The organism is Paraburkholderia polaris (assembly GCF_012927345.1).
GTDB lineage: Bacteria > Pseudomonadota > Gammaproteobacteria > Burkholderiales > Burkholderiaceae > Paraburkholderia > Paraburkholderia polaris.
Genome location: NZ_JABBGJ010000068.1, coordinates 1 through 23,277, shown reverse-complemented (window position 1 = coordinate 23,277; position 23,277 = coordinate 1). Strand labels below are relative to the sequence as shown.

Sequence of the window (23,277 nt, the reverse complement as noted above, 5' to 3'; positions counted from 1 at the left end):
TGCTCAAGCGAGAAGCATGATCAGATTTTGCTGCGCATCGACCGACGCCGTGGCGCTCGGGCCAACGACCACGGTCGATTCACGCTGCTCGATGATGGCCGGGCCCTGGATCTGCATGTCCGGCGTCAGCGCGTAGTGGTCGTACACACGGGTTTCGACGTATTGGCCCAGTTCATCGAAGTAGACTGGCCGGCTGCCCTTGAGCGGGTCCTTCTTCGTGCCGCGCCCGCCGCCGATGTGGCCGGTCGTCACGTGAGAGCGAGGCCCGCTCACGCGCACGCGCCAGGTGATGACCTCCACCTCGGAGCCCGACACCGTGCGGCCATACAGCGCCTCGTATGCGGTATAGAAGCGCGCAAGCAGTTCCTCGACGAAGCCTGCCGACGCCAGATCCTGGTCGGGCAGAGCGACCGAGATTTCATGGCCTTGGCCGACGTGGCGCATGTCCACGGTAAAGGTGGCGGTAATGTTCTCCAACGGCACGCCGCTTGCCGTCACGACCTCGCGACCCTGGGCAACCAGCGGATCGAGCACGCCATGGATCACCGCAGGGTCCCACGACGCCAGCGCGAGCGGACGGCTCGCCGACAGGTCCGACGCCACCGGCGCGCCGAGCAATCCGATCGCCGAGGTCACGCCCGCGCCGAGCGGGCAGATCACCTTGCGGATGCCGAGCTTGCGTGCAACGCCATATGCATGCACCGGCCCCGCACCGCCGAAGGCGATCAGCGGCAACGCGCGCGGATCGACGCCGCTTTCCGTCGCCTGCATCGCCGCGGCCTTGCTCATGCTCTCATTGACCATGTCGTGGATGCCCCACGCGCAGCGCTCAGCCGTGATTTCGAGGTTGTCGGCAAGGCGCGCCATAGCCGACTTCGCCGACGGCCGGTCGAGGGCAAAATCGCCACCGAGGAACGAATGCTCGTCGACGTACCCGAGCAACAGGTCAGCGTCGGTGACCGTCGGTTCCGTTCCGCCTCGCCCATAACACGCGGGGCCAGGTGCAGCCCCGGCGCTGCGCGGTCCTACCTGGAGCAGACCGAGCGGGCTGCGCGACGCGATACTGCCGCCGCCCGCGCCGATTTCGATCATGTGGATCGACTGGATCTTCAGCGGGAAACCGCTGCCCTTACGGAAACGTTCATAGCGCGCGACTTCGAGTTCGTTCGCGATCATCGGCTGGCCGTTCGGGATCAGACACAGCTTGGCGGTCGTACCGCCCATGTCGAACGACAGCACGCTGTGCTCGCCGGCCGTGCGCGCATAATCAGCCGCCGCCACGGCACCCGCCGCGGGACCCGATTCGATCAGACGCACAGGCACCCGCGCCGCAGTCGAACTGGGCACGACGCCACCGCTTGAGGTCATCCACAGCAATTGGCTCTTGACGCCGCGTTTGGACAACTCGCGCTCGAGATGATCCACGTGGCGCACCATCAGCGGCTGCGTGTAGGCATTGGCGACCGTGGTCGACGCACGGTCGAACTCGCGCACCTCCGGACAGACCGACGACGACAGCGAGACGGAAATGTCGCCAGCAACACTCGCGAACAGTTCGCCGATGCGCTGCTCGTGTTGCGGATACTTGTAGGCATGCAACAGACACACGGCGACCGAGCGGATGCCGGCGTCACGCAGTTGCGCGGCGATCGCCAGTACCTTGGCTTCGTCGAGCGACTGGATGATCACGCCGTCCGCGGTAACCCGTTCGTCTGCACCGAAGCAGAGGTCGCGCGGCACCAGCGGCTCGGGATACTGGATCCTCAGGTCGTACAAGTCGTAGCGGCCTTCGGTGCGAATCCGCAGCATGTCCTGAAAACCATCGGTCGTAATGAAGGCGGTTTCGACGCCGCGACGCTCCAGCACCGCATTGGTCACGACCGTCGTCGCACCGAGGATCTGTGGCGCGACCGTACTGCCGTTGCCGGCACGCACCCGCTCCAGCAGTTCGTCGACGCCTTGCAGCACCGCACGCGCCGGGTCGTCCGGTGTGCTCAGAACCTTGTGTAGCAATATCGTCCCGTCCTCGGCCGCCATCGCGAAGTCGGTGAACGTACCCCCAGTATCAAAAGCGAGCTTCATAATCTCTTTTCCCTCTATCGTGTCGCCCGTATGGGCCTTCACTACAAAAAATGTGAGTTGACGTGTGCGTTAAAGTGCCGGCTTGCCGTTCAATAGAGGCCCTCCAGGCGGCGCCGGAGAGGCCGCGATGTGGGCATGTCCGTGCCCGGTCATAAACAGTTCACCGAGTTTTTCCTGACTCAACTCCCCAACCGGGGTATCCCAGATCACCTTGCCGAGACGCAGCACGACGGCGCGTTCAGCGGTTTCCATAGCCTTGCGCGTGTTCTGCTCTACAAGCAGGATGGTTCGACCGCCTTTGTGAAGGCGCTTGAGTTCGTTAAACACCAGCGCGACAGCCTGCGGTGACAACCCGACCGACGGTTCGTCGACCAGCAGGATTTGCGGCCGGCGCAGTACGGCCATGGCCATCTCGAGGAGTTGCTGTTCGCCGCCCGAGAGGTTGCCGGCGTACTGGTCGCGCCGCTCGCGCAGCACGGGAAAGAGGTCATAGCAGTATTCGCGCTCGGCACGCGTTTCCGAATCACGCACGGTGCACGCGGCCATCTCGAGGTTCTCCTCGACCGACATCAGAGGAAAGTTGCAGCGGCCTTGCGGCACGTACGCAATCCCATGCGACAGAAACGCTCGCGGACGCTTGCCCGCAAGATCCTCGCCCTTCCAGCGGATCGAACCGCCCTTGTGCGTTGTCATCCCGAACAGGGTCTTTAGCAAAGTCGACTTGCCGGCGCCGTTCGGCCCGAGCAAGGTGACGAATTCGCCATGTTTGATGCGCAGGTCGACACCTTGCAGAATTTCCAGGTGACCGTAGCCCGCGCGCAGGCCATCGATTTCGAGCATCATTGCCGTCACACTCCCAGATAGGCTTCAATAACCTGCGGATCGCGCACGATCGATTCCGGATCGCCGTCAGCGAGCTTGGTGCCCTGATGCAACACGATCACCCGGTGCGACAAGTCCATCAGCACATCGGTGTTGTGTTCGATCACGACGAAGGTCACGCCGAGACGGCGGTTCGCCTCGCGGATGCTGTCGATCACCTTCTCGATCAGGATCGGGTTAATGCCGGCGAGCGGCTCGTCGAGCAAAATCAACTCCGGCTCCGGCATCAACATCGAGGCGAACTGGAGCAGCTTCTGCTGGCCTCCGGACATGTTGCCGGCAGGCAGATGCGCAACGCGCTGCAGTCCGGAGATCTCGATCAGTTCGGCCGCACGTTCACGCAGACGGCGCAGCCGACGCGCCGCCCCCGGTCCGAGCGAGAAAGTCGACAGGAGGCCGGGGAAACTCGACATCTGTCCTGCCAATATCAGGTTCTCTTCAGAGTTCAAGCTGTGGAAGACCACGGTCTTCTGGAAACTGCGGACCAGATGTCCTTCACGGGCGATGCGGTTCATCGACCACCTGGTAATGTCGCGGCCGTTCAACACCACCTTGCCGCTGTCACTACGTTGCAGTCCGGTACAGCAATCGAACAGCGTCGACTTGCCGGAGCCGTTGGGGCCGATCAGGCCGCACACTTCGCCGCGCCGGATCCTGAAATCGACCCCTCGCAGTGCGGGCACGCCGCCGTACCTTTTGCGCAGACCCTCGACGCTGAGAATCGTGTCCTGATTAGTGACCATGGGTCTGTCCTCCACGCGTTACGGGGCGAATCCGGGCAAGGCGTTCGAGGCCGCGGTCGAGCAGCGGCGCGAGACCGTTTGGCACGCTGAACACCAGCAACAACAGGACGCAGCCGTAGATGATCATGCGCAGCTCCGGCGTGATCCGCAGCGCCTCGGATAAGGCGACGAACAGCAGGCTGCCGATCACCGCACCCGGCACCCGGCCGACGCCGCCGCCAAGCACGATAACGAGGATCGTGGTCGAGTAGTACATCTGGAAAACCAATGGGCTCACGACCGTCATGTAGTGCGCGTAAAGACTCCCGCCCATGCCGGCAAACAGTGCGCTCAGCATGAACACCACCAGTTTGTATGCCCATGTTGGCACGCCGAGCGATTCCGCCAGCACTTCGTTATCGCGGATCGCCACCATGCAGCGGCCAGCCGGAGATTTGATCAAGGCGTAGAACCCGAGGGTCGCGAGGACCGCGACGATGAGCGCCAGGTAGTAGTACGAGGGAATGGTGTTGATGTTGAGCACCGTGGCGCCGAACTGGAACCTGGGCTGAGGTATGCCGGCGAGGCCCATATCGCCGCGCGTCATGCCGATCCAGTTCTTCGCGACGGTCTGCGCGATGACGACAAAGCCAAGCGTGCACATCACAAACGAATAGGTCCGCAAGCGCAGCGCCGGGATACCGAGCGGCAAGGCGATCACGGCGGCAATCACCCCGCTCGCCACCAGATTGAAAGCGAACGACGTCCCGAAGTGCAGCGACAGCAAGGCGGACACGTAGGCGCCGATGCCGAAGAACACGCCCTGCGCCAGCGACAGCATGCCGGTGTAGCCGAGAATCAGATTCAGGCCGTGCGCGGGGAGCAGGAAAATCATCGCAATGATGAGCGCGTGAAGGTAATAACCGCCAAGCACGAGGGGTGCGACGCCCAGCGCTGCGACAACCGCGATCGCCCCGCTCCAGCGCAGGGCCGGCAGATGACGCGGGACAGGCGTCAGCGTATCGAGAGTGGTAGACATGATTAGTATTCCAATCGGTTGGACGGAGCCCGTCGGCATCCGGTTGCAGCATTGCGCAAACATGCATGCGAGAAAGTGCAGTGGAGCATGATCAGAAGCGCGCCTTGGCAGTGAAGAGACCCGTGGGCCGGCACATAAGCATCAGCAGGAGTGCAATGAAGCCGACGCTATCGCGGTACTGCAAGCCAATCGAACCGGCGACCAGGCTCTCGGCGATCCCGAGCATCCAGCCGGCGAACAGCGTGCCGCGCACGTTGCCCATCCCGCCCATGACGATCACCGCGAATGTCTTCAACGTGATCGACTCGCCCATGCCGCCATACAGGCTGACGTTGATAGGTCCGGTCAAGGCGCCGGAGAACGCGGCAAGCGCGGTGCCCAGCACGAAGGTGCGCCGCACCACTTTTTCAACATCGATGCCGATGACCTGGCAGCACTCGGGGTTTTGCGACACCGCGCGGATCGATTTGCCCATCAGCGTTTTATGCACCATCAACTCGAGACCGCCGAACATCACCAGCGCCGCTACCACGAGTACGATGCGCTGCTGGGCCATGCCGATGCCGAAGAACTGCACAGGATCGAGCCAGCCACCCGGAAACACCTTGTAGCCGCCGCCAAACGCCAGGATCACGGCGTTTTGCAGGATCAGCGAGATGCCGAGTGTCGCAAGCACACCTGACTGGAACGGCGCATTGACCAGACGCTGCATCACCAGTCGCCCGATCAGCGCGGCGATCAGCGCGCTGATCGCGACCGCGATGACGATCGACGCGCCGTAGTCGATGCCTAGCTTCGACACCACGTACCACGCGGCGAAGGTTCCGAGCATGTAGTACTCGCCATGAGCGAAATTGATTGCCCGCAACACACCGAAAATCATCGTCATGCCTGCCGCTATCAAGGCATAGACGGAGCCTGTTACCACTCCGTTGACGATCTGTTCAAAAATAAAGTAGCCCATTCGCGAAAGCTCCAGACTGCGGGTTCAGTGCGCCGAATAGTCGACACGGGAAGACAGCACGCCCTTGTTGACCGCCTTGTTGCCAACCACTTCGAGCAGCACGATTGGCACGACCGCTTGTTGATGGTCGTCGAACGTGACGGGACCCATGACGCTGTCATATTTGATCTTGATGAGCGCTGCACGCACGTCACTGTCTTTCGTGCTGTGGGCGTTCCTGATCGCCTGGGCAAGCAGGTGCACCGCCTCCCAATGCGTGTATGCATGCACGTTCGGCATGTCGCCGCTGTAGGCATTCTTGTAGTCGGCGACAAACTTGAGGCTGCGACGGTCGGGCCACGACGGCAGCCATGCCACGGTCTCGATCGCCCCGTTGAGCACGTCGGGCGCCGCTGCGATCGTGCTGGGCGTAGTGAATTCAGCATTGCCGATGAGTGCGACCTTGCCGGCGAGGCCCATCTCGTGCATCTGCTGCGCCACAATCGGCGTGGTGTCCGCGAGGCCGTACATCAGGATGGCCTGCGCGCCGACATACCTGATCTTGCTCAGCACCGGCCTAAAATCGGTTTCCGTCTCCTTGTAGTAGTCCTCGCTCACAATCTGCGCATGGTTGCGCGACAAATACTTTTTGGTGAAGTTGATCGCGCCCCGGCCGAAATCGGTATCAACAGACAATACTGAGAACTTCGTATAGCCCTTGCTAACGGCGAACTCCAAAGCTGCGGCGGCACGCACCTCGTCCGTGGGATAAGTACGGAACGTCCATTTATAACCGCCGACGCCCGCCCGGTAAGTGATTTCCGGATTCGACGACGCCGCATTGATCAGCAGCACGCCGGCCTGCTCGACAACTGGCTGCATCGCCAGCGTGACCGAACTGCAAACATCGCCGATGATCATCGAGACATTGTCGAACCGGATCATCCGCTGGGTGGCAGACACGCCCTCGGCAGGTACGCACTGGCTGTCCCCCTGAACCAGTTCCAGCTTCTTGCCGAGTACGCCACCCGCGGCATTGATCTCGTTGACGGCCAGGTCGGCGCCCTTCACCGCGTATGCGCCGTAGCGGGAGTTGGCGCCGCTCAGCGGGCTCACCACGCCGATCTTGATCACGTCGCCATCCTGCTCCGACGCGACCGCACTCACCGTCACGATCGTGGCCGCCAGCGCCGCAACCACTTTGCCAAGCCGACTGCCTGACGATTTCCATCTCATAGGGGCTCTCCAGCGGATATGAATTTGCGTTGGAATCAAAGGTACCTGGATCAAAAAGCCTGGACCAATACGTAATGCTGCTCCCGCTATAAAAGATCGTGATGGGGCAGCGTGCGCCGCAGCGCAGCAACACGGGGAACAGGAAGCTGTGGCACGCGAGCGCGCCACTGCGCTGCCAGGGCGACGCAATGGCTGTGACGGACGTGCGGACGCAGCCGGGCATCAAGGCGGCTGGCAATGAAGAACGGGGAGAAGTGGAAAAAACAGCGGGCGGAAAACAGTTAGAGCGCATAACACGAGACGGCCGCGGGCTGTCTCGTGCGTAGCCAGGCAAGATGGGCGTACGGGTTAGCGTCGGGGATAGTCCACCTTCGAGTACATCGCGCCCTTGATCACAGGTTTGCCGTCAGCGTCCTCAACGAGCACCATCGGCAAGATGGCCTGCTGGTGATCGTCGAATGTCACCTGCCCCATCACACCCTCGTATTTGATCTCCGTAAGCGCACGACGGATCCTGTCATTGTCGACGCTTCCCGCTTCCTGTACGGCTCGCGCTAGCAGATGCAAAGATTCCCACGGCGAATACGCCTGGACACTCGGAACCTCGCCGTCATAGGCCTTCTGGTATTCCCGGACGAATGCGCGGCTCCGTGGGTTCTGCCACTCGGGCAACCACGCAGCCACTTCGACGGCGCCTTCCATCACACGCGGTGCGGCGGCCATGGTCACCGGATTTGCGAATTCTCCATTGCCCACCAACCCGACTTTGCCCGCAAGACCCATCTCGAACATCTGCCGCGCGATGATCGGCGTCGTGTCCGCTTGCCCGTACAGGATGATGGCCTGCGCGCCGGAGTACTTGATCTTTGTGAGTACCGGACGGAAGTCGGTTTCCGTCTCCTTGTAATAGTCTTCGCTGAGAATCTCGGCGGGATACCGTGGCAGATATTTCTTCGTGAAGGCGATGGCGCCGCGGCCGTAGTCGGAGTCGACCGAGAGCACGGCGAACTTCGTATAGTGCCTTCTCTGCACCGCGTATTGCAGTGCGATAGCCGCGCGAAGCTCATCGGTGGGATAGTTGCGGAAAGTCCACTTGAAGCCGCCTACGCCGGCCCGGTACGTGATTTCCGGATTCGACGACGCCGCGTTCATCAGAATGACGTTTGCCGATTCGACAACTGGTTGCATTGCGAGGGTGACCGAACTGCACACGTCGCCGATGATCATCGAGACGTGATCAAAGCGGATCAGGCGCTGCGTGGCCGACACGCCCTCGGCGGGCGCGCATTGGCTGTCGCCGCTCACCAGTACGATCTTCCGCCCCAGTACGCCGCCGGCTGCGTTGATCTCTTCAGCTGCGAGTTGCGCGCCCTTCCACGCGAATGCGCCATACCGGGAATTGGCGCCGCTTTGCGGACTTACGATGCCGATCTTGATCGTCCCGCTTTCGCCTTGGCCATCCTGCGCGAACGCGCACGACGCGGCAAGCACGCCGCAGAGCGCAAGTGTTGCCAGTGTGATTGCGGCGCATCGCCTTTTCTGCAGTCGTTCAGCCATGGCTTCTCCATCGAGCGGATTGATTCCTGGTGTCAACTTACAGACACCAAAAAACGCCACCCATAGGAGATGCAGATCGCGCCATCAACTTTCTTGATATCGGCCGCTTCGGCTAGCCCCACGCCAAGCTGCGCAGGCCCATGTATCGAAGAGCCGGATCTTCTGGATGGCGACGGCTACATATGGTCCAACCTGAACCGTATCCCTCTCATTTTCGGATGACCGGTTTTGGACTGGCGAAAGAAAGGCTTGCCGGTGCATCCTTATCAGGCCGTTGCTGACTGTTCATGGTTGCCATATCCCGCCTTCCTGATGCACACGACTTTCGGTTGAGTCATTTCTTCGTACGCAAACCTGACACCTTCGCGGCCGAGGCTTCCGTACTTGAATCCTCCGAACGGCATGGCGTCGAATCGGTAGTCCGACGAGTCGTTGATCATGACCCCGCCAGCCTCCAGCCTGTCGGCTGCCTTGAGCGCGGCATGCAGATCGTTTGTGAAGATGCCGGCATGCAGACTGTATTCGGAGCTGTTGGCGAGCGACAGTGCCTCATCCAGTGTCTCCACCCGCTGAAGAACGACAACCGGGCTGAATATTTCCTGCTTCCACAGGTCGCATTCGAAGCTGACGTCCTCAAGTACCGTTGGAGCGTAAAGCGAACCGTCCTGAGTATTGCCGCACAGCAGTGTGGCTCCCTGACTGATCGCGGCGTCCACCACGCGTCTCGTGCGGGCCGCTGACTGAGCCGTGATCATCGGCCCAACGTCCGTGTCAGGCATCGCGGGATTGCCCGTCTTGAGCGCTTTGGTGCCGGCAACGAAACGCGTCCTGAACGCGTCATAGATGGACGACTGGATCAGAATGCGTTGCGTGCCAATACAGTTCTGGCCTGCGGCCCAGTACGCGCCAGACACGCACGACGCAACGGCGTCCTCGAGGTCGCAGTCATCCAGGACGATGACGGGTGCGTTACCGCCCAGATCCATCGCAAGTTTTTTGAGGCCTGCGGAGCTGGCTATTCTCTCGCCGGTTGCGAATCCACCCGTGAAGGAAACCATTCTGACGTCCCGGGATGAGACGAGTGCTTCGCCGAGCGCTGCGCCACCCGTCGCAACCGACACGACGTTCGGTGGCATGCCGGCCGCCACCAGATATCCAACGAGCTTGATCGCCGAAAGCGGCGTGAATTCAGACGGCTTGAGAACGACGGCGTTGCCGCCGGCAATCGCCGGCCCGAGCTTATGTGCAACCAGGTTGAGTGGATCGTTGTACGGCGTGATGGCAACGATAATGCCGAGCGGTTCCCGAGTGAACCATCCCTGCCGATTTTCCGATCCGCCGTACGCGTCGAACGGCACGACCTCGCCTGCGTTTCGACGCGCCTCATCGGCGGATAGCTTGAGGGTGTTCACGCACCGCAGCACTTCCTTTCGGGCCTGCTTGATCGTCTTACCCGCTTCCGCGACGATGAGACTGGCAAACGCGTCCCTATCACGCTCCACGAGCGATGCGCAGGTCTCGAGTACGCGCGCCCGTTCGTGACGGGACAGATTACGGCAAACGCGCGCGCCCTCCTTCGCGGTCTGGATCAGCACCTGCGCGCCTTCCGGCGGGATGTTCACGACGGTGCCAACTTCAACGCCATCGAAGGGATTGGTGACCGGGATAAAGCCGGGCGATGAGTCGATAGGGAATGCGGAATTCATGTCGAAGCGCCTGCGTCCTTTCTTGCGAATGCGGAAAATGCCAGAAGCCAACGCGCAACCTGTTTCAGCGCGCCTCGCGTCCGGTACCTGTCTAGACCGTCAGCGAGCCCTCCACAGATGTGACGCAAGAACCGCCGATGCGCACATTTCCGTTCGCATCCACGCTTACGTTGACTCGTCCATCTCGACCGACGCGCCGTCCCTGAGCAGCCACATAATCTGTTCCGCCGTGCGGCAACAGGCCGCGCTGCCACTGGAAGGCAGCCACGCTGCCATTCCCGCTTCCGCAAACGGGATCCTCCTCCACTCCACAGGACGGCGCGAAGGTACGTACTTCGATTGCGGCATCGTCTCCATGCTCGCGCGTGCCGAATACGGTCAGGCCCGTGACGCCGAGGCGGCGCTCGAGCTCCGCCAACCGTGCGAAATCCGGCTGAAGATTAAGTACGGAGGCGGCATCGTTCAGATGCGCCACAATCCAGATGGCGCCAACATTCACGATGCCTGGCGCAGTCTTGAGGTCCACTTTGCAGTCGAGAATCAGCTCCAGCTCCGCCACATCTGCCGCGTGCAGCGGCTCCAACTTCGCGGGCGGCAGGTTGAACGTGAGCTGGCGCTCCGCGCCTCGCTGCTCGAGCGTCAATTCAACGAGACCGATGGCGCATTGTTGAATCAATCGACCGTTTTCGGGCGGTGTGACGCGCCCAGCTTCCACGACGGCGTGAGCACTACCCAGGGTCGGATGTCCGGCGAAGGGAAGCTCACTACGCGGCGTGAAGATCCTCAAAAGATAGTCGGCCCCGGCTGTAGTGGGCGGCAGGACAAATGTCGTTTCTGAAAGGTTGGTCCAGCGCGCGACAGCTTGCATCGCGTCAGTGGTCAGGCCCTCCGCGTCCAGTACCACGGCCACCGGATTGCCGAGAAGCGGCTTCGCGGTAAAGACGTCAACCACTTTATAAGATCGTTTCATGTTCGCCTCGTCTGGCTTGCTTGGACCTCTGGGGATTGCGCCGGGGATTGCGCCGGGGATTGCCCCGGGCGTTGCACGGGCGTCATCCGCGCGGCCCGGTGCATCATTCCGTTCAGGCTGCGCTCACGCTGTCGAGCTCCGTCGGTGTGAGACCGTACTTCGCCATACGGGCACGGTGATCAGCCGAACCAAGGTACTTGCGAAGTTGCCCGTTCACCGCCTGCAGAAGGTCAGGATTGCTCTTGCTGAACGAGAACGCGCCGACAGGTGCACCGGCTTCCTTGCTCTTTTCGTGCGCGACCACTTCCAGTTCCATATTGGCACTGGCAAGGACACGGCTTCCAACCGCCGTGCTCGCGTAGGCGTCGATTTTTCCCGCGAGCAGCGCGTCGATCGCGTCGGTTTGGCCCTTGAACGCCACGATCTGGCTATCGCTCACACCGGCCGACTTTGCAGAGTCGAGCTGAACCGTCCCGGCGACGATTCCAAGCCGCGCGTCGTTCCGTGCCGCGACGGCCCCGTAGCTCGTCAGCGCTTTCGGATTGCCCTGACGAAGCAGGAATCCGTCGCCCAGCGCCCAGACCGGCACACTGAACGCAACCCGCTCGGCGCGCTCAGCGGTTACGAAAATGGGTACGTTCATGTCCCACCGGCCTTCCTGCACGCCAGGCAGAAGTTCTTCGAACGAGGTCAACTGATGTTCAATGGAGGACACACCGATCGCCCGAAGCACCACCTCGGCCAGTTCGATGTCGGCCCCCGTCACCAAACGATCTTCACCCGTCCAGTAGAAAGGCGGTTCCTCGAGATACGCGATTCTTACTTTCATTGCTGTCCTCCACATGTCCAGCAGTTAAGATCCCGGTCGCCCGCCGTCGAGCGTGGCGATTCATTTGTACATCGATGACACTGCGGCCTGAACCACACAGCGCTGTGAACCGAGCCCCTCGATTCCGCGAGTGATGCTGTCGCGTTCCTTCATGTAGTCGCCGGGCGGACCAAATCGGACAAGTTTCATCGTGATGCTTCCACGCTATGCCGGCACCTCATGCCGTAGCGGCGTCCATGACCGTTGAAAGAGCGGATAGTGCGGGTCCGAGGCGCGCGGGCGGCAGGTAGCCAAAGCCCAGCCGGAATACACGGCTGCTTTCGCCAAACCATGCGCCGGATGCCAGTTGCAAATCATGACCCGGCAGCAGGTCCCAGAAACGCGTGACAGCAACGTCGTCAAATGCGTCGGCGCGCAGGCGCAGGCAGCATAACGCGCCGGCATCAGGGCGTACCCACTCGATGCGCTCGCGCTCGCTCTCGCACCAAAGCGCCAGTTCCTGGAGCGCACCGGCGAGCAACCGGCGTCGCGGTGCGAGCACACCTTCCCTGTTGCGCAGAAGCGCTGTGGCGAGCGTCTCGTCAAGTACCGATCCCGAGATCACGGTGTTCATTTTGGCGACGGCCAGACGCTCCCGCAGATCCGCGTTCGCCACGGTGAGCCAACCCGTGCGCAAGCCCGGCGCGCCGAGCGCCTTCGATACCGACGCGCCGGTGACGATACGTGGATCGAGTCCCGCGCAACTCTCGAGCACCGCATTGTCGCCATAGGTGGCCTCCCGATAGGTCTCGTCGATGAAAAGTATCGCGTCTGGAGCCCGCCTTTCCAGCAACACGAGAAGCTTCTCCACGTCGGCACGAGACGTCTGGATACCAGCTGGATTTTGTGGCGAAGCGATACTGACCAGCCTCGTTTTCGGCGACAGACTCGCGTCGATCTGGTCCAGATCCAGCCGATAGCCATTCTCGAATGACAGCCTGATCTCGCGGACGCTAACGCCGGCTCCGAGCAGGCAATCACGGCTCGGCGGAAAGCAGGGTGTCGCGAGGACAGCCTCGTCGCCGGACCGGCAAACTTCGAAAGCGAGAAGAAACAGACCGAGCGCCGTACCTTGTGTCGTGATGATCTGCTCGGCTGGAACGTTGCAGCCTTCGGCAATTGCCTCGCGAAGCGCGACCGAACCAGCGGATGTGCCATAGCCGAGCTTCAGATTGCGGATATCCTCGAGACCCGGCAGACACAGGAGTTCGCCGACCGTCAGGTCCTGCGACGTGCTCTCCGCCAGGTTGAACGGCCGATTCACGTTGAGAAGTGAAATGATCTCGTTGCGAGGAAATCGCCCGTGCCACGCCAGGGGATTCGATTCGCTGAGGCCAGACTGTTGTCGTTCGTCGACATTCCGTTGAATACCTTGCATGGTTCTGCCTTGCATTTGCTGTGAATTGTTTGTCAGACGATCGTTGCAAACAGCCAAACAGCCGTTCCAGCCTGGCCCTGACAGCAGTTATCGCTGTGCGCAGCACCCCGGCTCCTTCAGACGCGATCGCAACCCATGCATCGTAGCGCCGACCGGTCGACCATAACAGTCACAATTTTCCGCGAAATGGACCATCACAATTCCCCTTGGCGAGCGGGGGCGCCGGATCGATAATCGTGGATGACTCCGTTATGAGCGCTTTCATGGACACCCCCACTCCGTACCGCTATGAGCAGTTGGCCGAGCTGATCGTCGGCATGATCGACAACGGCGCGCTCACGGCAGGCACGCGTCTGCCATCCGTGCGCGCCGTCAGCGAACAGCACAGCATCAGTATCTCCACAGTGTTACAGGCGTATCGCCTGCTTGAGGATCGCGGCATCCTGGTCGCACGGCCGCAGTCAGGCTTTTACGTCGCGGGCTCGCGCCGCGGCGCACTCGCGTTGCCTTCGGTCTCGCGGCCGCGCGCGAAAGCGTCGACCGTGTCGATCAGCGGAGCCGTCGCGGCACTGCTCGAGCACGTATCGAACCCGGTGCTGGTGCCGCTCGGCTGCGCCGTACCCGACGCGGCGCTGCTGCAATCGAAGCGGCTCGACCTCGCGCTCGCGCGTGCCGCACGTCAACACGGCACGCGCTACAACATCTATTGCGCACCGCAAGGCGACCCCCGCCTGCGCCGCGAAATCGCGAAGCGGGCGATGCACTTCGGGCACGCGCTGTCGCCCGACGACCTGCTCGTCACGAACGGCTGCACCGAGGCATTGACACTCGCGCTTACCGCTGTTGCCAAGCGGGGCGATTCGATTGCGATCGAATCGCCCACTTACTTTGGCCTCCTCCATACTCTCGAAGTGCTTGGCCTGAAGGCATTCGAGCTGCCCACCGACCCGACGCGCGGCATCGAGGTCGACGCGCTCGCCCGCCTGCTCGACACGGAACCGGTGGCCGCCTGCGTGCTGTCGTCGAATTTCAACAATCCGCTAGGCTGCGCGATGGCCGAAGCCGACAAGCGCGCGCTCCTTGCGCTGCTCGCGCGGCATGCCGTGCCCCTGATCGAAGACGACGTCTACGGCGACATCCACTTCGGTCGCGAGCGGCCAAAGCCGTTCATCGCGCTCGACGGCGGCGCTAATACGATCTACTGCAGCTCGTTCTCGAAAAGCCTTGCACCCGGGTATCGGGTCGGCTGGATTGTGGCGGGCGCCTACGCGCAACAGGTGATGGAACGCAAGCTGGCGTTCAGTCTCTGCTGTCCTGTCTTGCCTCAGGTCGCGCTAGCGGACTTTTTGGAAAGCGGCGCATACGATGCACACTTGCGCGGCGTCCGGCGCATCTTCGAAGAGAACGTCGGGCGTATGACGCGTGCGATCGAGACAAGCTTCCCGACCGACACAAAGGTGAGCCGGCCAGCAGGCGGGTTTATGCTCTGGCTGGAACTGCCGAGGCGCTTTGACTCGCGCGCGCTCTTCGACGAGGCGCTCGAACAAGGCATTTGCTTCGCGCCCGGTGACGTCTTCTCCGCAAGCCGGCGCTTTCGCAATTGCCTCAGGCTGAGCGCCGGGCATGCCTGGAACGACCACATCGAAGACGGCGTCCGCCGATTGGGGCGGCTCGCGCAGGCGCTGCTCGAGGGCTGAGCGGCTTGGGGGCGTGGATACGTGAATCAAAAAGGGGATGACGACCGCGCCATCGTCGTCAGCAACGATGGCGTCACAGACGCCGTCACATTGGGCCGCCGGGATTCGCAGCCGGGTCGGGTTGGACCTAAGCCCCCTCTTTTTGCAACAATCTTCTGCAAAGTCGAAGTTTGTCCCGCTCTTTCTCAATGCTACATTCAAATCGTTGCTTCGCTGATCCTTGGGTCGCAAACATAACCAAAAACACGTAGAGCCGAATTCATGAAACCAATCGTCTATGCAGCCATTGCGGCAGCGACCTTAGCGCTCCCCGCACTTTCGTTGGCGCAACAAGCGACCCAACCCGTCACGCGCGCGCAAGTTCGTGCGGAACTGACACAGGCAACCCGCGCCGGATACCGGCCAAACGACTGGGTCAACTATCCAGAGAACCTTCACGCAACCGAACAGCAGATTCAAGCGGAAGATACGTTTCGAACAAATCAGGCAACGGAGCGCGTTCGCGACAACGCGCCGGACATCGTATCTAACCGGTCCGGCATGAACAACGCGACGCTTCCTTGAAGCGAACGCCGAATGCTATTCGGAACTGCGAAGCGTGTTGGAATTCGCGGTCACACAATACGCGCCGTGCGTGATGTCATCACAGGCTACGAAGTACAGGTTCGTGCTTCAATTTGCGATTTTCGAAGACGTCGTTTCGTCCCAGCGAATGCTCGTATCGCCACAGCCTAAGCAGCCGATGCGTGCTCAACTGGCGCGCACATTGCCTCTATCTCTGCCTCGTCGGCCCCCAGCACAGCGGGCAATTCTTCGCGAAACAGATCGATCCAGGTTCTGATCTTTGCGTCCAGATACTGGCGCGACGCGTACAGCGCGTAAATATTCAACGCCTGCAACCGGTACTGCGGCAGAACCCGGACCAGCGTTCCCTCGCGCAAGGCAGGCAGCGCACAGGGCACCGGTAATGGCGCTATACCGCCGCCGTCGCGAATCCAGGCTGCAAGCGCTTCGGCGGTATTCACCTGAAACGTCGACGCCTCGAACCCAATCGTCTCTTCGCCGCTGGGTCCTGTGAGGGTCCACCGGTCCGACGGGAAGATTGTCGTCAGCAATCGCACACAGTTGTAGCGCGTCAGATCTGACGGATACTCCGGCAAACCGTGTTCCTGAATATAGCCGGGTGCCGCGCACAGAACGCTGTAAGTTCGGCCAAGATGTTGTGAGACCAGACCTGAATCGGGCAATGCCGGCGCGACTACCAATGCGACGTCATAGCCTTCCTCCAGCAGATCCGGAACGCGTTGCGCGAGGGTCAACTCGACTGAAACGCCCGGATGCTTCGATTGATACCGGGTGATCGCCGGTACGACATAGTGCTGGCCGACACTCGACGTCGCATGAATCCGCAGAAGACCGTGCGGACGCGCGTGCGCGTCCGCTGCCTCCGCTTCCGCACGATCGACGCTTGCGAGAATTTCTTCGCAGCGCTGCCGGTAGCATTCGCCAGCTCCCGTTAGTGCGATACGCCGCGTGGTTCTGTTCAATAGTCGTGTGCGCAAATGTGCTTCGAGCATCGAGACTGCCCGCGACGCGTAAGCGGTAGTGACCGACATCCCTTGCGATGCAGCGGTGAAGCTACCTGTTTCGCACACTCTGACAAATATGCGCATGTTCTGAAGTGTGTCCATTCCGGAACTCTGGTTACTCACGGCCAACATGGCGGGCGCGTCGCGTCAATACGCGCCCATTGCGGGGCGTTTGGTAGCCGGCGGAAACACGCACCATGAACCGTCGTCGTGCCGAAAGAAGAAAATTGCCAGGACGCCAGCAGGCTGTGCGGCTTCCACGCACACATAGCGCCACGGATTGCCGCGCGTGTGGATAAACTGCGTTACCCGGGCTGGCATCGCCGCACTTGGAGCAAGCCACTTTTCGACCAGAAAACGTAAAGACTTCTCTCCGGTTTTCATCTCTGCCTCCATCCGTCTCGCATCTGCCGGACCGGTTGCCTCCTTTCACGAAAAGCAAATTCCCCGGTCCTTGCATTGAATGTTAGAAGCTGTGCGGATGGCCTTCAATTGCTGCGTCGAGAAGGGGCGATTCGCCTTTGGAGAATGCCTGGACATCGCGCCGCGGAGTATCTATCTCGACCCAGCCCAGTACGAAAAGATAGAACCGCAGCGGCCGGTACGAGCGCCTATTCTCAGCCCCGTGTCGCCCCGACGGGCGATTCGCCCGGGCGTTGCAAACGCATGATGAAAGGCTCGGGCTCTGCCTGCGCATAACTCAACCAGTAGCTCTTCAATTGCATGAACTCTTCGATCGCGCCGGGGCCGTTTTCACGGCCATGGCCGCTACGCTTCATGCCGCCGAACGGTACCAGGTAGCTGACAGTCCGATAAGTATTGAGAACGCAACTTCCGCGCCCTCGTTCCGGCCGACCTGGATATAGTCGAGAATCCGTTGGCGTTGCGGCAGATTACCGACCGGCCCCAACTGGGTATGGCTGTCCATCGGGTCACCTAGTCTCGCTTGCGACGCATAGTCCACCAGACGCTCGACGAACTCGTCGTAGATTGGCCGCGCCACGAGCGCGCGCGATCCCGCTGCGCAGCTCTGAGCGCAAGCGGCAAAGATGCCTGCCGTCACGCCCTTTATCGCATTGGACATATCGGCGTCTGCAAAGACGATGTTGGCCGACTTTCCGCCCAGTTCGAACAAGGTCGGAGCGAGCGTGCGCGACATGCTGGCTGCGATTTTGGTCGCCGCAACATCGCGCCGCGCATCGTCGGCGTCGCGCTTGCCCAGGCACCGGACTCAAAGGCGGTTTTTGCCGCTGCCACCGCGCGATTCACGTCTTGCGCGCCACAGCGAGGAATGCGCGCCCAAGGCTGGGCGGTAAACGGATTGTGCGTCTCGAACGTATCCCCGCCACGCGCGTCGACCCACGCGCCGCCGATCAGGGTTTGATAGATCTTCATGATGTGTCTCCGGGTTATCGACTTTTATTGGAAGACGGGCGTGAGTTCTACGCCCAACAGGATGAATGCAAAGGCGGGGCGTTCAATGGCAGAAGCAGGGAATCTGTTCTGATGCGCGGTCGCAGCGTCTTGAACTCAAAATGCTCGACGTCGGCCGCGAACATCTCGCGGCGTAACAGATCGAGCAATAACGTGGCGGCCAGCAGGTCTCCTTCAATGAGAATCCTGCTGGGGTGCTACTGGACATCCGCTGCGCGAACCGGTTGCCGCATGCCCACTACGATTACCAGCCGCCGAACGACAGGCCGCCGTTCACGCTGATGGTTTGTCCCGTGACCTGTGCCGTTTCCTCGGACGCGAGGAACACCGCAACCCGCGCCACCTCCTCTGCGGTCGGTGCACGGCCGGACGGAAAGCGCTCTACCAGCTTGCTGAAAAGTCGATTCTGGAAATTCTCCTGACCGAAAATACGGTCCCAGGAAGGCGTATCGGAAGTGAGGGTCAAGGAGACGCTGTTCACCCGTATCTGCCAACGCGAGAACTCTTTCGCCAGCGCCTTTGTCATCAGGATCACACTGGCCCCCACTGCCCCGACGATCGATTCGCCGGGTGTCGGATGCCGGCCTGCGTCGGTACCGACCATCACGATCGAGCCGCCGCGCACCTTCAGATAAGGCACGGCCGCATGAACCGGAAAGACCCGCGCAAAGAAGCGTGATTCGAACGCTTCGACGAGTTGCGCACCGGTCATTTCGGCGAACGGCATCGGGCTTACCGACCCTTGCGCTCCCGAGCTCACAACGATATCAATGCCGCCATTGATAGCGGCTGCACCTTCGGCGATGCGCGTAGCAGCTGCATAGTCGCCGCAATCGCCGAGCACGTAACTCACCTTGTCGGAAATCGCGCGCAGACCGGCCACCGCCTCCTCGGCCTTCTCTTTCGAACGGCTGTTGATCACCACGGTCGCGCCATTCGCCGCGAGCTTCTCAGCGATGCGCAAGCCGAGTCCCCCCGACGAGCCGGTAACGAGGGCTACCTTGTTTTCAAAGTCTGCATACTGCACGTTCTGTCTCCTGAAATTCATTTCGACCGCCCCGTGATGGGACTGATGACCACGCTCGTGAAAATCCTACGGTCGGGAGAGGCTTACTTCAATTTGTGACTGGCGAAGCGCCGGTTCACCGGAGGAGAAGTGTCGGGTAAGGAGCGTGCGCAGCCGCAACAGCGCTCGAAAGCGCCGTTGGGGAGATGCGTTGTTGACCAGCGCCGTGAGCGGTGGCAATGCGTCGATCAAGGAATGGACTTTTTCAACGTCAGTGATGTCAACGGCGTGAGCGTCGACCTTCAGGCCTTGCTCCCGCAAGCTGCGCGCTTCCTTTTCCGCCAGTTCGCCGTTGTTGTCGACGAGGGACACCGCAAATCCGTCGCGCGCAAGACGTTCGACCATTACGCGGCCAATACCACGCGCGCCGCCAGTTACGAGTGCATGATCATGGATCACAACGCCTCCGGGTTCTGTCTCATTGGGGCCGCGACAAGCGCGGCTTCATTTCTCTTTGCAACATCGGGTAAGCCGTTTGGCATGGGTGTCGGCGCCGACATCAACGGAGATGTACTCAGCGCATGAACTTCCTGAACTCCGGTTTGCGTTTTTCCAGGAAGGCCCTCACCCCTTCACGCGACTCTTCCGAGTCGTACATGTACGAAAGAGTCTGCATGCCCATCCAGCTGATGGCCCGGATGCTCTCGGTATCGGCATTGAACGACCGCTTGGCGATGGCGATCGCCGCAGGGCTGTGCTCGAGGATCTGCGCACACCAGCGCGCCACCTCGGCGTCGAGTTCTTCGTCAGCCACAACGGCATTGACGAGGCCCATGGCCTCTGCCTCGCGCGCGCTGTAACGCTTGCACAAGTACCACATTTCGCGGGCCTTCTTCTCGCCGATGATACGGGCGAGGTACGCGGTGCCGAACCCGGGATCGACCGATCCGACTTTCGGCCCAACCTGCCCGAACATGCTGCTCTCGCTGGCAATCGTCAGGTCGCAGAGCGTCGCCAACACATTGCCGCCGCCGATCGCATAGCCATGCACCCGTGCGATCACCGGCTTGGGCACGTCGCGGATGATCGATTGCAGTTCCTCAACCGGAATGCCGATCGCACCGCGTCCGTCATACTGGCCGTTGTGCGCGCTTTGATCGCCGCCGGTGCAGAACGCGCGGCCGGCGCCGGTCAGGACGATCACGCCGATCGATTTGTCCCAGCCGGCCGTCGCCATGGCGTGGATCAACTCCTCGGCAGTTTCGGCTCGCATCGCGTTGAGCACTTTCGGCCGGTTGATCGTGATCGTGGCAATGCCTGCCTCGGCTTTGAAAATGATGTCGTGGTATTCGCGGCTCATGAAAATTTCCCCTGGTTACTGGCGCACCGCGGTTCGTGCCCGCGGTGCGCCCATGTCGGATCGCGAAGACCTTCGCGCTCAATGTTCCTGCGTCGCGCGCACGGCGGCCGCGAGCGTTTCAATCGCTTCAGGGTTCGCCAGTGACGAGATATCGCCCGGCGACTGACCCGCGAAAACGGCGCGCACGACGCGGCGCATGATCTTCATGTTGCGGGTCTTCGGCAGGTCCGGCACGAACACCACCGCCGACGGCCGGAACGCCACACCGAGACCGGCGACAACCGCATCGGACAGTTTCTTGCCGGTTTCAGGCGTTGCCGCGGCGCCTTGCATCAGCGTCGCCACGAGCACCAGCGACTCGCCCTTCACAGGGTCGGGCACCCCGATCGCGGCGACCTCACCGGCCAGACCCGTTGCGCTGACCAGCGCCTCGACCTCGGACGGGCCGGTTCGCTTTCCGGCGATCTTGAGCGTGTCGTCGGAGCGGCCAAGGATGTACCAGTAACCGTCGCTGTCGATATGCGCACGGTCGCCGTGCCACCACACGCTAGCCACCTTGCTCCAGTAACTTTCGATGTAACGCTCCGGGTCGTGCCACAGTCCGCGCGTCAAGCCGATCGACGAACGACGCAGCACGAGTTCACCTGTGCCTCGTGCGCCAACCGGGCGGCCGGTTTCATCGACGACATCAGCCCCCATGCCCGGCACCGGACCCGCGAACGAGCATGGCTTCATTGGATGCAGGACCGTGCCGGTCACAATGCCGCCGCCTACTTCGGTGCCGCCACAATAGTTGATGATCGGCGCGCGTTTCCCGCAGACCTTTTCGAACATCCAGTGCCACGCGTCTGCGTTCCAGGCCTCACCGGTCGACAACGCGATCCGCAACGACGACAGGTCATATTTCTCGACGCCCGCGCCGCCCGCCTGGATAAAGCTGCGCACGATGGTCGGCGCGATGCCGAGCACGCTCGCCCGGTTCTCCTCGATCAGGCGCCAGAACCGGCCGGTATCGGGAAAATCGTGCGCGCCTTCGGCCATTACCATCGTCGCGCCTAGCAGAGTCGTCGAATAGATCAGGATCGGGCCGACCAGCCAGCCCATATCGCTCATCCACATCATCCGGTCGCTGGCCTTGTAGTCGGCGCACAGCCCCATGTCCAGCGCAAGCTTCGTGATGAAGCCGCAATGGCTGTGCACCGTGCCCTTCGGCTTGCCCGTGGTGCCGGACGTGTACATCACCATCATCGGTGCATCGGCATCGACCATGGTGGTTGGCGCGTCGTCCGCGCGGCCCGCACAGATCTCGTGCCACCAGCGATCGCGATCCGCATCCCAGGGCAAGGCACTATCGGTGTTCTTCAGCACGACCACGCGGCGCAGCGCCGGCACGTCCTGCACGGCGAGATCAACCGTCGGCTTCATGTCGATGCGCTTGCCGCGGCGCCACGTGCCGTCCGCCGTCAACAAACAGACTGCGCGCCCGTCGTTCAGACGCGAAGCGATAGCCGCATGACCGAAACCCGAAAAGAGCGGCAAGACAATGCCGCCGATCTTCGAGATCGCGAGCAAGGCGGCGGCCGCTTCCGGCACCATCGGCAGGTACACGCCGATTACGTCGCCCGGCCCGAAACCCAGGGCACGCAGGCCTTCGGCGAGGCGGCTCGTTTGCGCACCCAGTTCCGCGTAACTCCAGCGGCGCTTCTTGCCGTCCTCGCCCTCCCACACGACCGCGTCCTTCGAGGCGTGCGCGTCACCCTCGTGGCGGTCGAGGCAATTGAGCACCGCGTTGCCGGTCGCATCCACGCACCATTTCGTCCATTCGACGCCCTGGCTGTCATCGAACACGCGTGAATACGGGCGATCGAAACGAATGCCCACGTGCGCGATCAACTCGTTCCAGAAATGCGCCGGCTGGGTGTCGGCAAACTCAAGCAGTTTCCGGTACCCATCCGGATTGGCGTCGTCGATGCCGACCCGGCGCATGAACGCGGCAAGATTGCTCGATTGCGCGAGTTCCGGGTCGGGATGCCAGACGATTTCCGCGTGGTCGTTAACCTGTTCCATCCTGTCTCTCTCCGTGCGCGGTGGCCGCTCTCTGCGGACCCCTCGCGAGTGATGTGCTGCTTCTGATTGATCATGCAAACAACGTCTCGCGATGCAGTGATGCGAGCCGCCCGTCGCTTACGACGGGCGCAGGCGCGCAGCGTGCCGCGAAGCTTGTCCCCATGCTACGAACTGTGACATCGCGCTGCAATTGACGAATCACGAAGGGCAGGTTCGGGACTCGCGAAGCAGTTGCTTCACGTGCTGTGAAGCGGCAATTGCGTACAGGCAAACGTTCAGGTTTGGAAACGATTGGTTAGAGGCAGCATGTCGTGGAGGTTCGAGCGTCTCCGCGAGGGTGAAGGTTTTCCTCGCGGAGACGCGAAGTCCGCGAACGCGCATGTCATCGTGAGACCTGCCGCGGAGGGACTTAGAGCGCTGTTTCGAGTTCCGGCACGAGCGTGAACAGATCGCCCACCAGACCGTAATCGGCGACGCTGAAAATCGGCGCTTCCGCGTCCTTGTTGATCGCGACGATCACCTTCGAGTCTTTCATACCGGCCAGATGCTGGATCGCACCCGAAATGCCGACCGCGATGTACAACTGCGGCGCGACGATCTTGCCGGTCTGGCCGACCTGATAGTCGTTCGGCACGAAACCCGCATCGACGGCTGCGCGCGATGCGCCTAGCGCTGCGTTCAGCTTGTCGGCCAGCGGCTCCAGAACCCTCGTGTAGTTCTCGCCGTTGCCCAGACCGCGGC

At 61.7% G+C, this 23,277-nt stretch carries 23 protein-coding genes; 2 read left to right on the top strand and 21 right to left on the bottom strand.

Annotated features, from left to right (window positions below; translation table 11 throughout):
• Positions 1 to 3: 3 nt before the first annotated feature.
• From HHL24_RS40050 to HHL24_RS40000, 11 genes are all read right to left on the bottom strand, one after another.
• Entirely contained in the window at positions 4 to 2,082 is a 2,079-nt protein-coding gene (locus HHL24_RS40050) for a hydantoinase/oxoprolinase family protein (RefSeq protein ID WP_206003228.1), read from the bottom strand.
• A gap of 69 nt (positions 2,083 to 2,151) precedes the next feature.
• The gene (locus HHL24_RS40045) at positions 2,152 to 2,925 is read right to left on the bottom strand and encodes a branched-chain amino acid ABC transporter ATP-binding protein (RefSeq protein ID WP_169490810.1); all 774 of its coding nucleotides are present in this window, start codon (positions 2,923 to 2,925) and stop codon (positions 2,152 to 2,154) included.
• Between the two features lie 5 nt (positions 2,926 to 2,930).
• Complete coding sequence (locus HHL24_RS40040) at positions 2,931 to 3,707, bottom strand: ABC transporter ATP-binding protein (RefSeq protein WP_169490809.1); 777 nt, start codon at positions 3,705 to 3,707, stop codon at positions 2,931 to 2,933.
• Positions 3,697 to 4,725: a branched-chain amino acid ABC transporter permease gene (locus tag HHL24_RS40035; protein WP_169490808.1), complete on the bottom strand. Its 1,029-nt coding sequence runs from the start codon at positions 4,723 to 4,725 to the stop codon at positions 3,697 to 3,699. The genes HHL24_RS40040 and HHL24_RS40035 overlap by 11 nt, the downstream gene beginning before the upstream one ends.
• A 91-nt stretch (positions 4,726 to 4,816) precedes the next feature.
• Positions 4,817 to 5,689, bottom strand: coding sequence for a branched-chain amino acid ABC transporter permease (locus HHL24_RS40030; protein WP_169490807.1), 873 nt, complete (start codon positions 5,687 to 5,689; stop codon positions 4,817 to 4,819).
• Between the two features lie 24 nt (positions 5,690 to 5,713).
• Positions 5,714 to 6,904, bottom strand: coding sequence for an ABC transporter substrate-binding protein (locus HHL24_RS40025; RefSeq protein ID WP_169490806.1), 1,191 nt, complete (start codon positions 6,902 to 6,904; stop codon positions 5,714 to 5,716).
• Positions 6,905 to 7,252: 348 nt separating this feature from the next.
• Complete coding sequence (locus tag HHL24_RS40020; RefSeq protein ID WP_169490805.1) at positions 7,253 to 8,461, bottom strand: ABC transporter substrate-binding protein; 1,209 nt, start codon at positions 8,459 to 8,461, stop codon at positions 7,253 to 7,255.
• A 266-nt stretch (positions 8,462 to 8,727) separates the two neighbouring features.
• On the bottom strand, positions 8,728 to 10,167 hold the full coding sequence (locus tag HHL24_RS40015) for an aldehyde dehydrogenase family protein (RefSeq protein ID WP_169490804.1): 1,440 nt from the start codon (positions 10,165 to 10,167) through the stop codon (positions 8,728 to 8,730).
• Positions 10,168 to 10,258: 91 nt separating this feature from the next.
• Positions 10,259 to 11,137, bottom strand: a complete 879-nt coding sequence (locus HHL24_RS40010) for a PhzF family phenazine biosynthesis protein (RefSeq protein ID WP_169490803.1) — start codon at positions 11,135 to 11,137, stop codon at positions 10,259 to 10,261.
• A 112-nt stretch (positions 11,138 to 11,249) separates the two neighbouring features.
• Positions 11,250 to 11,966, bottom strand: coding sequence for a transporter substrate-binding domain-containing protein (locus HHL24_RS40005; RefSeq protein WP_169490802.1), 717 nt, complete (start codon positions 11,964 to 11,966; stop codon positions 11,250 to 11,252).
• A 217-nt stretch (positions 11,967 to 12,183) separates the two neighbouring features.
• Positions 12,184 to 13,383, bottom strand: a complete 1,200-nt coding sequence (locus tag HHL24_RS40000) for a pyridoxal phosphate-dependent aminotransferase (RefSeq protein ID WP_169490801.1) — start codon at positions 13,381 to 13,383, stop codon at positions 12,184 to 12,186.
• Positions 13,384 to 13,646: 263 nt separating this feature from the next.
• Here HHL24_RS40000 and HHL24_RS39995 point away from each other — a divergent pair, with 263 nt between their 5' ends.
• Both HHL24_RS39995 and HHL24_RS39990 read left to right on the top strand, forming a co-directional pair.
• Positions 13,647 to 15,080 (top strand): aminotransferase-like domain-containing protein, encoded by a 1,434-nt coding sequence (locus tag HHL24_RS39995; protein WP_169490800.1) that lies wholly within the window; start codon positions 13,647 to 13,649, stop codon positions 15,078 to 15,080.
• Positions 15,081 to 15,341: 261 nt separating this feature from the next.
• Positions 15,342 to 15,644, top strand: coding sequence for a DUF4148 domain-containing protein (locus HHL24_RS39990; RefSeq protein WP_169490799.1), 303 nt, complete (start codon positions 15,342 to 15,344; stop codon positions 15,642 to 15,644).
• A gap of 167 nt (positions 15,645 to 15,811) precedes the next feature.
• Here HHL24_RS39990 and HHL24_RS39985 read toward each other — a convergent pair whose 3' ends face one another.
• From HHL24_RS39985 to HHL24_RS39950, 10 genes are all read right to left on the bottom strand, one after another.
• Positions 15,812 to 16,771: a LysR family transcriptional regulator gene (locus HHL24_RS39985; RefSeq protein ID WP_169490798.1), complete on the bottom strand. Its 960-nt coding sequence runs from the start codon at positions 16,769 to 16,771 to the stop codon at positions 15,812 to 15,814.
• Between the two features lie 45 nt (positions 16,772 to 16,816).
• Positions 16,817 to 17,053: a hypothetical protein gene (locus HHL24_RS39980; RefSeq protein ID WP_169490797.1), complete on the bottom strand. Its 237-nt coding sequence runs from the start codon at positions 17,051 to 17,053 to the stop codon at positions 16,817 to 16,819.
• Between the two features lie 233 nt (positions 17,054 to 17,286).
• Positions 17,287 to 17,448 carry a hypothetical protein gene (locus tag HHL24_RS44915; protein ID WP_329606820.1) on the bottom strand — a complete coding sequence of 54 codons (162 nt, stop codon included), beginning with the start codon at positions 17,446 to 17,448 and terminating at the stop codon, positions 17,287 to 17,289.
• Positions 17,445 to 17,828 carry an aldehyde dehydrogenase family protein gene (locus HHL24_RS44910; RefSeq protein ID WP_329606819.1) on the bottom strand — a complete coding sequence of 128 codons (384 nt, stop codon included), beginning with the start codon at positions 17,826 to 17,828 and terminating at the stop codon, positions 17,445 to 17,447. The genes HHL24_RS44915 and HHL24_RS44910 overlap by 4 nt, the downstream gene beginning before the upstream one ends.
• A complete protein-coding gene (locus HHL24_RS44905) occupies positions 17,738 to 18,064 on the bottom strand; it encodes an aldehyde dehydrogenase family protein (RefSeq protein ID WP_329606818.1) in 327 nt (108 codons plus the stop codon). Before HHL24_RS44905 ends, HHL24_RS44910 begins: the two co-directional genes overlap by 91 nt.
• Before the next feature lie 283 nt (positions 18,065 to 18,347).
• A complete protein-coding gene (locus tag HHL24_RS39970; protein WP_206003227.1) occupies positions 18,348 to 19,130 on the bottom strand; it encodes an SDR family NAD(P)-dependent oxidoreductase in 783 nt (260 codons plus the stop codon).
• A 66-nt stretch (positions 19,131 to 19,196) separates the two neighbouring features.
• A complete protein-coding gene (locus tag HHL24_RS39965) occupies positions 19,197 to 19,514 on the bottom strand; it encodes an SDR family NAD(P)-dependent oxidoreductase (RefSeq protein ID WP_206003233.1) in 318 nt (105 codons plus the stop codon).
• A gap of 169 nt (positions 19,515 to 19,683) precedes the next feature.
• On the bottom strand, positions 19,684 to 20,469 hold the full coding sequence (locus HHL24_RS39960; protein WP_169490794.1) for an enoyl-CoA hydratase-related protein: 786 nt from the start codon (positions 20,467 to 20,469) through the stop codon (positions 19,684 to 19,686).
• 78 nt (positions 20,470 to 20,547) lie between these two features.
• Positions 20,548 to 22,536 carry an AMP-binding protein gene (locus HHL24_RS39955; protein ID WP_169490793.1) on the bottom strand — a complete coding sequence of 663 codons (1,989 nt, stop codon included), beginning with the start codon at positions 22,534 to 22,536 and terminating at the stop codon, positions 20,548 to 20,550.
• A 409-nt stretch (positions 22,537 to 22,945) separates the two neighbouring features.
• On the bottom strand, positions 22,946 to 23,277 hold a 332-nt coding region (locus HHL24_RS39950), incomplete at its 5' end, for an electron transfer flavoprotein subunit alpha/FixB family protein (protein WP_206003226.1).

What these genes read in the sequence shown, in the direction of transcription:
- HHL24_RS40000 (WP_169490801.1), bottom strand. Translation starts at nt 13,383, where the DNA reads ATGCAAGGTATTCAACGGAATGTCGACGAACGACAACAGTCTGGCCTC.
- HHL24_RS40045 (WP_169490810.1), bottom strand. Translation starts at nt 2,925, where the DNA reads ATGATGCTCGAAATCGATGGCCTGCGCGCGGGCTACGGTCACCTGGAA.
- HHL24_RS44915 (WP_329606820.1), bottom strand. Translation starts at nt 17,448, where the DNA reads ATGAAGCGTAGCGGCCATGGCCGTGAAAACGGCCCCGGCGCGATCGAA.
- HHL24_RS39980 (WP_169490797.1), bottom strand. Translation starts at nt 17,053, where the DNA reads ATGAAAACCGGAGAGAAGTCTTTACGTTTTCTGGTCGAAAAGTGGCTT.
- HHL24_RS40010 (WP_169490803.1), bottom strand. Translation starts at nt 11,137, where the DNA reads ATGAAACGATCTTATAAAGTGGTTGACGTCTTTACCGCGAAGCCGCTT.
- HHL24_RS40020 (WP_169490805.1), bottom strand. Translation starts at nt 8,461, where the DNA reads ATGGCTGAACGACTGCAGAAAAGGCGATGCGCCGCAATCACACTGGCA.
- HHL24_RS39960 (WP_169490794.1), bottom strand. Translation starts at nt 20,469, where the DNA reads ATGAGCCGCGAATACCACGACATCATTTTCAAAGCCGAGGCAGGCATT.
- HHL24_RS39985 (WP_169490798.1), bottom strand. Translation starts at nt 16,771, where the DNA reads ATGGACACACTTCAGAACATGCGCATATTTGTCAGAGTGTGCGAAACA.
- HHL24_RS40015 (WP_169490804.1), bottom strand. Translation starts at nt 10,167, where the DNA reads ATGAATTCCGCATTCCCTATCGACTCATCGCCCGGCTTTATCCCGGTC.
- HHL24_RS40035 (WP_169490808.1), bottom strand. Translation starts at nt 4,725, where the DNA reads ATGTCTACCACTCTCGATACGCTGACGCCTGTCCCGCGTCATCTGCCG.
- HHL24_RS44910 (WP_329606819.1), bottom strand. Translation starts at nt 17,828, where the DNA reads ATGTCGCGCACGCTCGCTCCGACCTTGTTCGAACTGGGCGGAAAGTCG.
- HHL24_RS40005 (WP_169490802.1), bottom strand. Translation starts at nt 11,966, where the DNA reads ATGAAAGTAAGAATCGCGTATCTCGAGGAACCGCCTTTCTACTGGACG.
- HHL24_RS40030 (WP_169490807.1), bottom strand. Translation starts at nt 5,689, where the DNA reads ATGGGCTACTTTATTTTTGAACAGATCGTCAACGGAGTGGTAACAGGC.
- HHL24_RS39965 (WP_206003233.1), bottom strand. Translation starts at nt 19,514, where the DNA reads ATGGTCGAACGTCTTGCGCGCGACGGATTTGCGGTGTCCCTCGTCGAC.
- HHL24_RS39990 (WP_169490799.1), top strand. Translation starts at nt 15,342, where the DNA reads ATGAAACCAATCGTCTATGCAGCCATTGCGGCAGCGACCTTAGCGCTC.
- HHL24_RS39955 (WP_169490793.1), bottom strand. Translation starts at nt 22,536, where the DNA reads ATGGAACAGGTTAACGACCACGCGGAAATCGTCTGGCATCCCGACCCG.
- HHL24_RS39995 (WP_169490800.1), top strand. Translation starts at nt 13,647, where the DNA reads ATGGACACCCCCACTCCGTACCGCTATGAGCAGTTGGCCGAGCTGATC.
- HHL24_RS40040 (WP_169490809.1), bottom strand. Translation starts at nt 3,707, where the DNA reads ATGGTCACTAATCAGGACACGATTCTCAGCGTCGAGGGTCTGCGCAAA.
- HHL24_RS40025 (WP_169490806.1), bottom strand. Translation starts at nt 6,904, where the DNA reads ATGAGATGGAAATCGTCAGGCAGTCGGCTTGGCAAAGTGGTTGCGGCG.
- HHL24_RS40050 (WP_206003228.1), bottom strand. Translation starts at nt 2,082, where the DNA reads ATGAAGCTCGCTTTTGATACTGGGGGTACGTTCACCGACTTCGCGATG.
- HHL24_RS44905 (WP_329606818.1), bottom strand. Translation starts at nt 18,064, where the DNA reads ATGAAGATCTATCAAACCCTGATCGGCGGCGCGTGGGTCGACGCGCGT.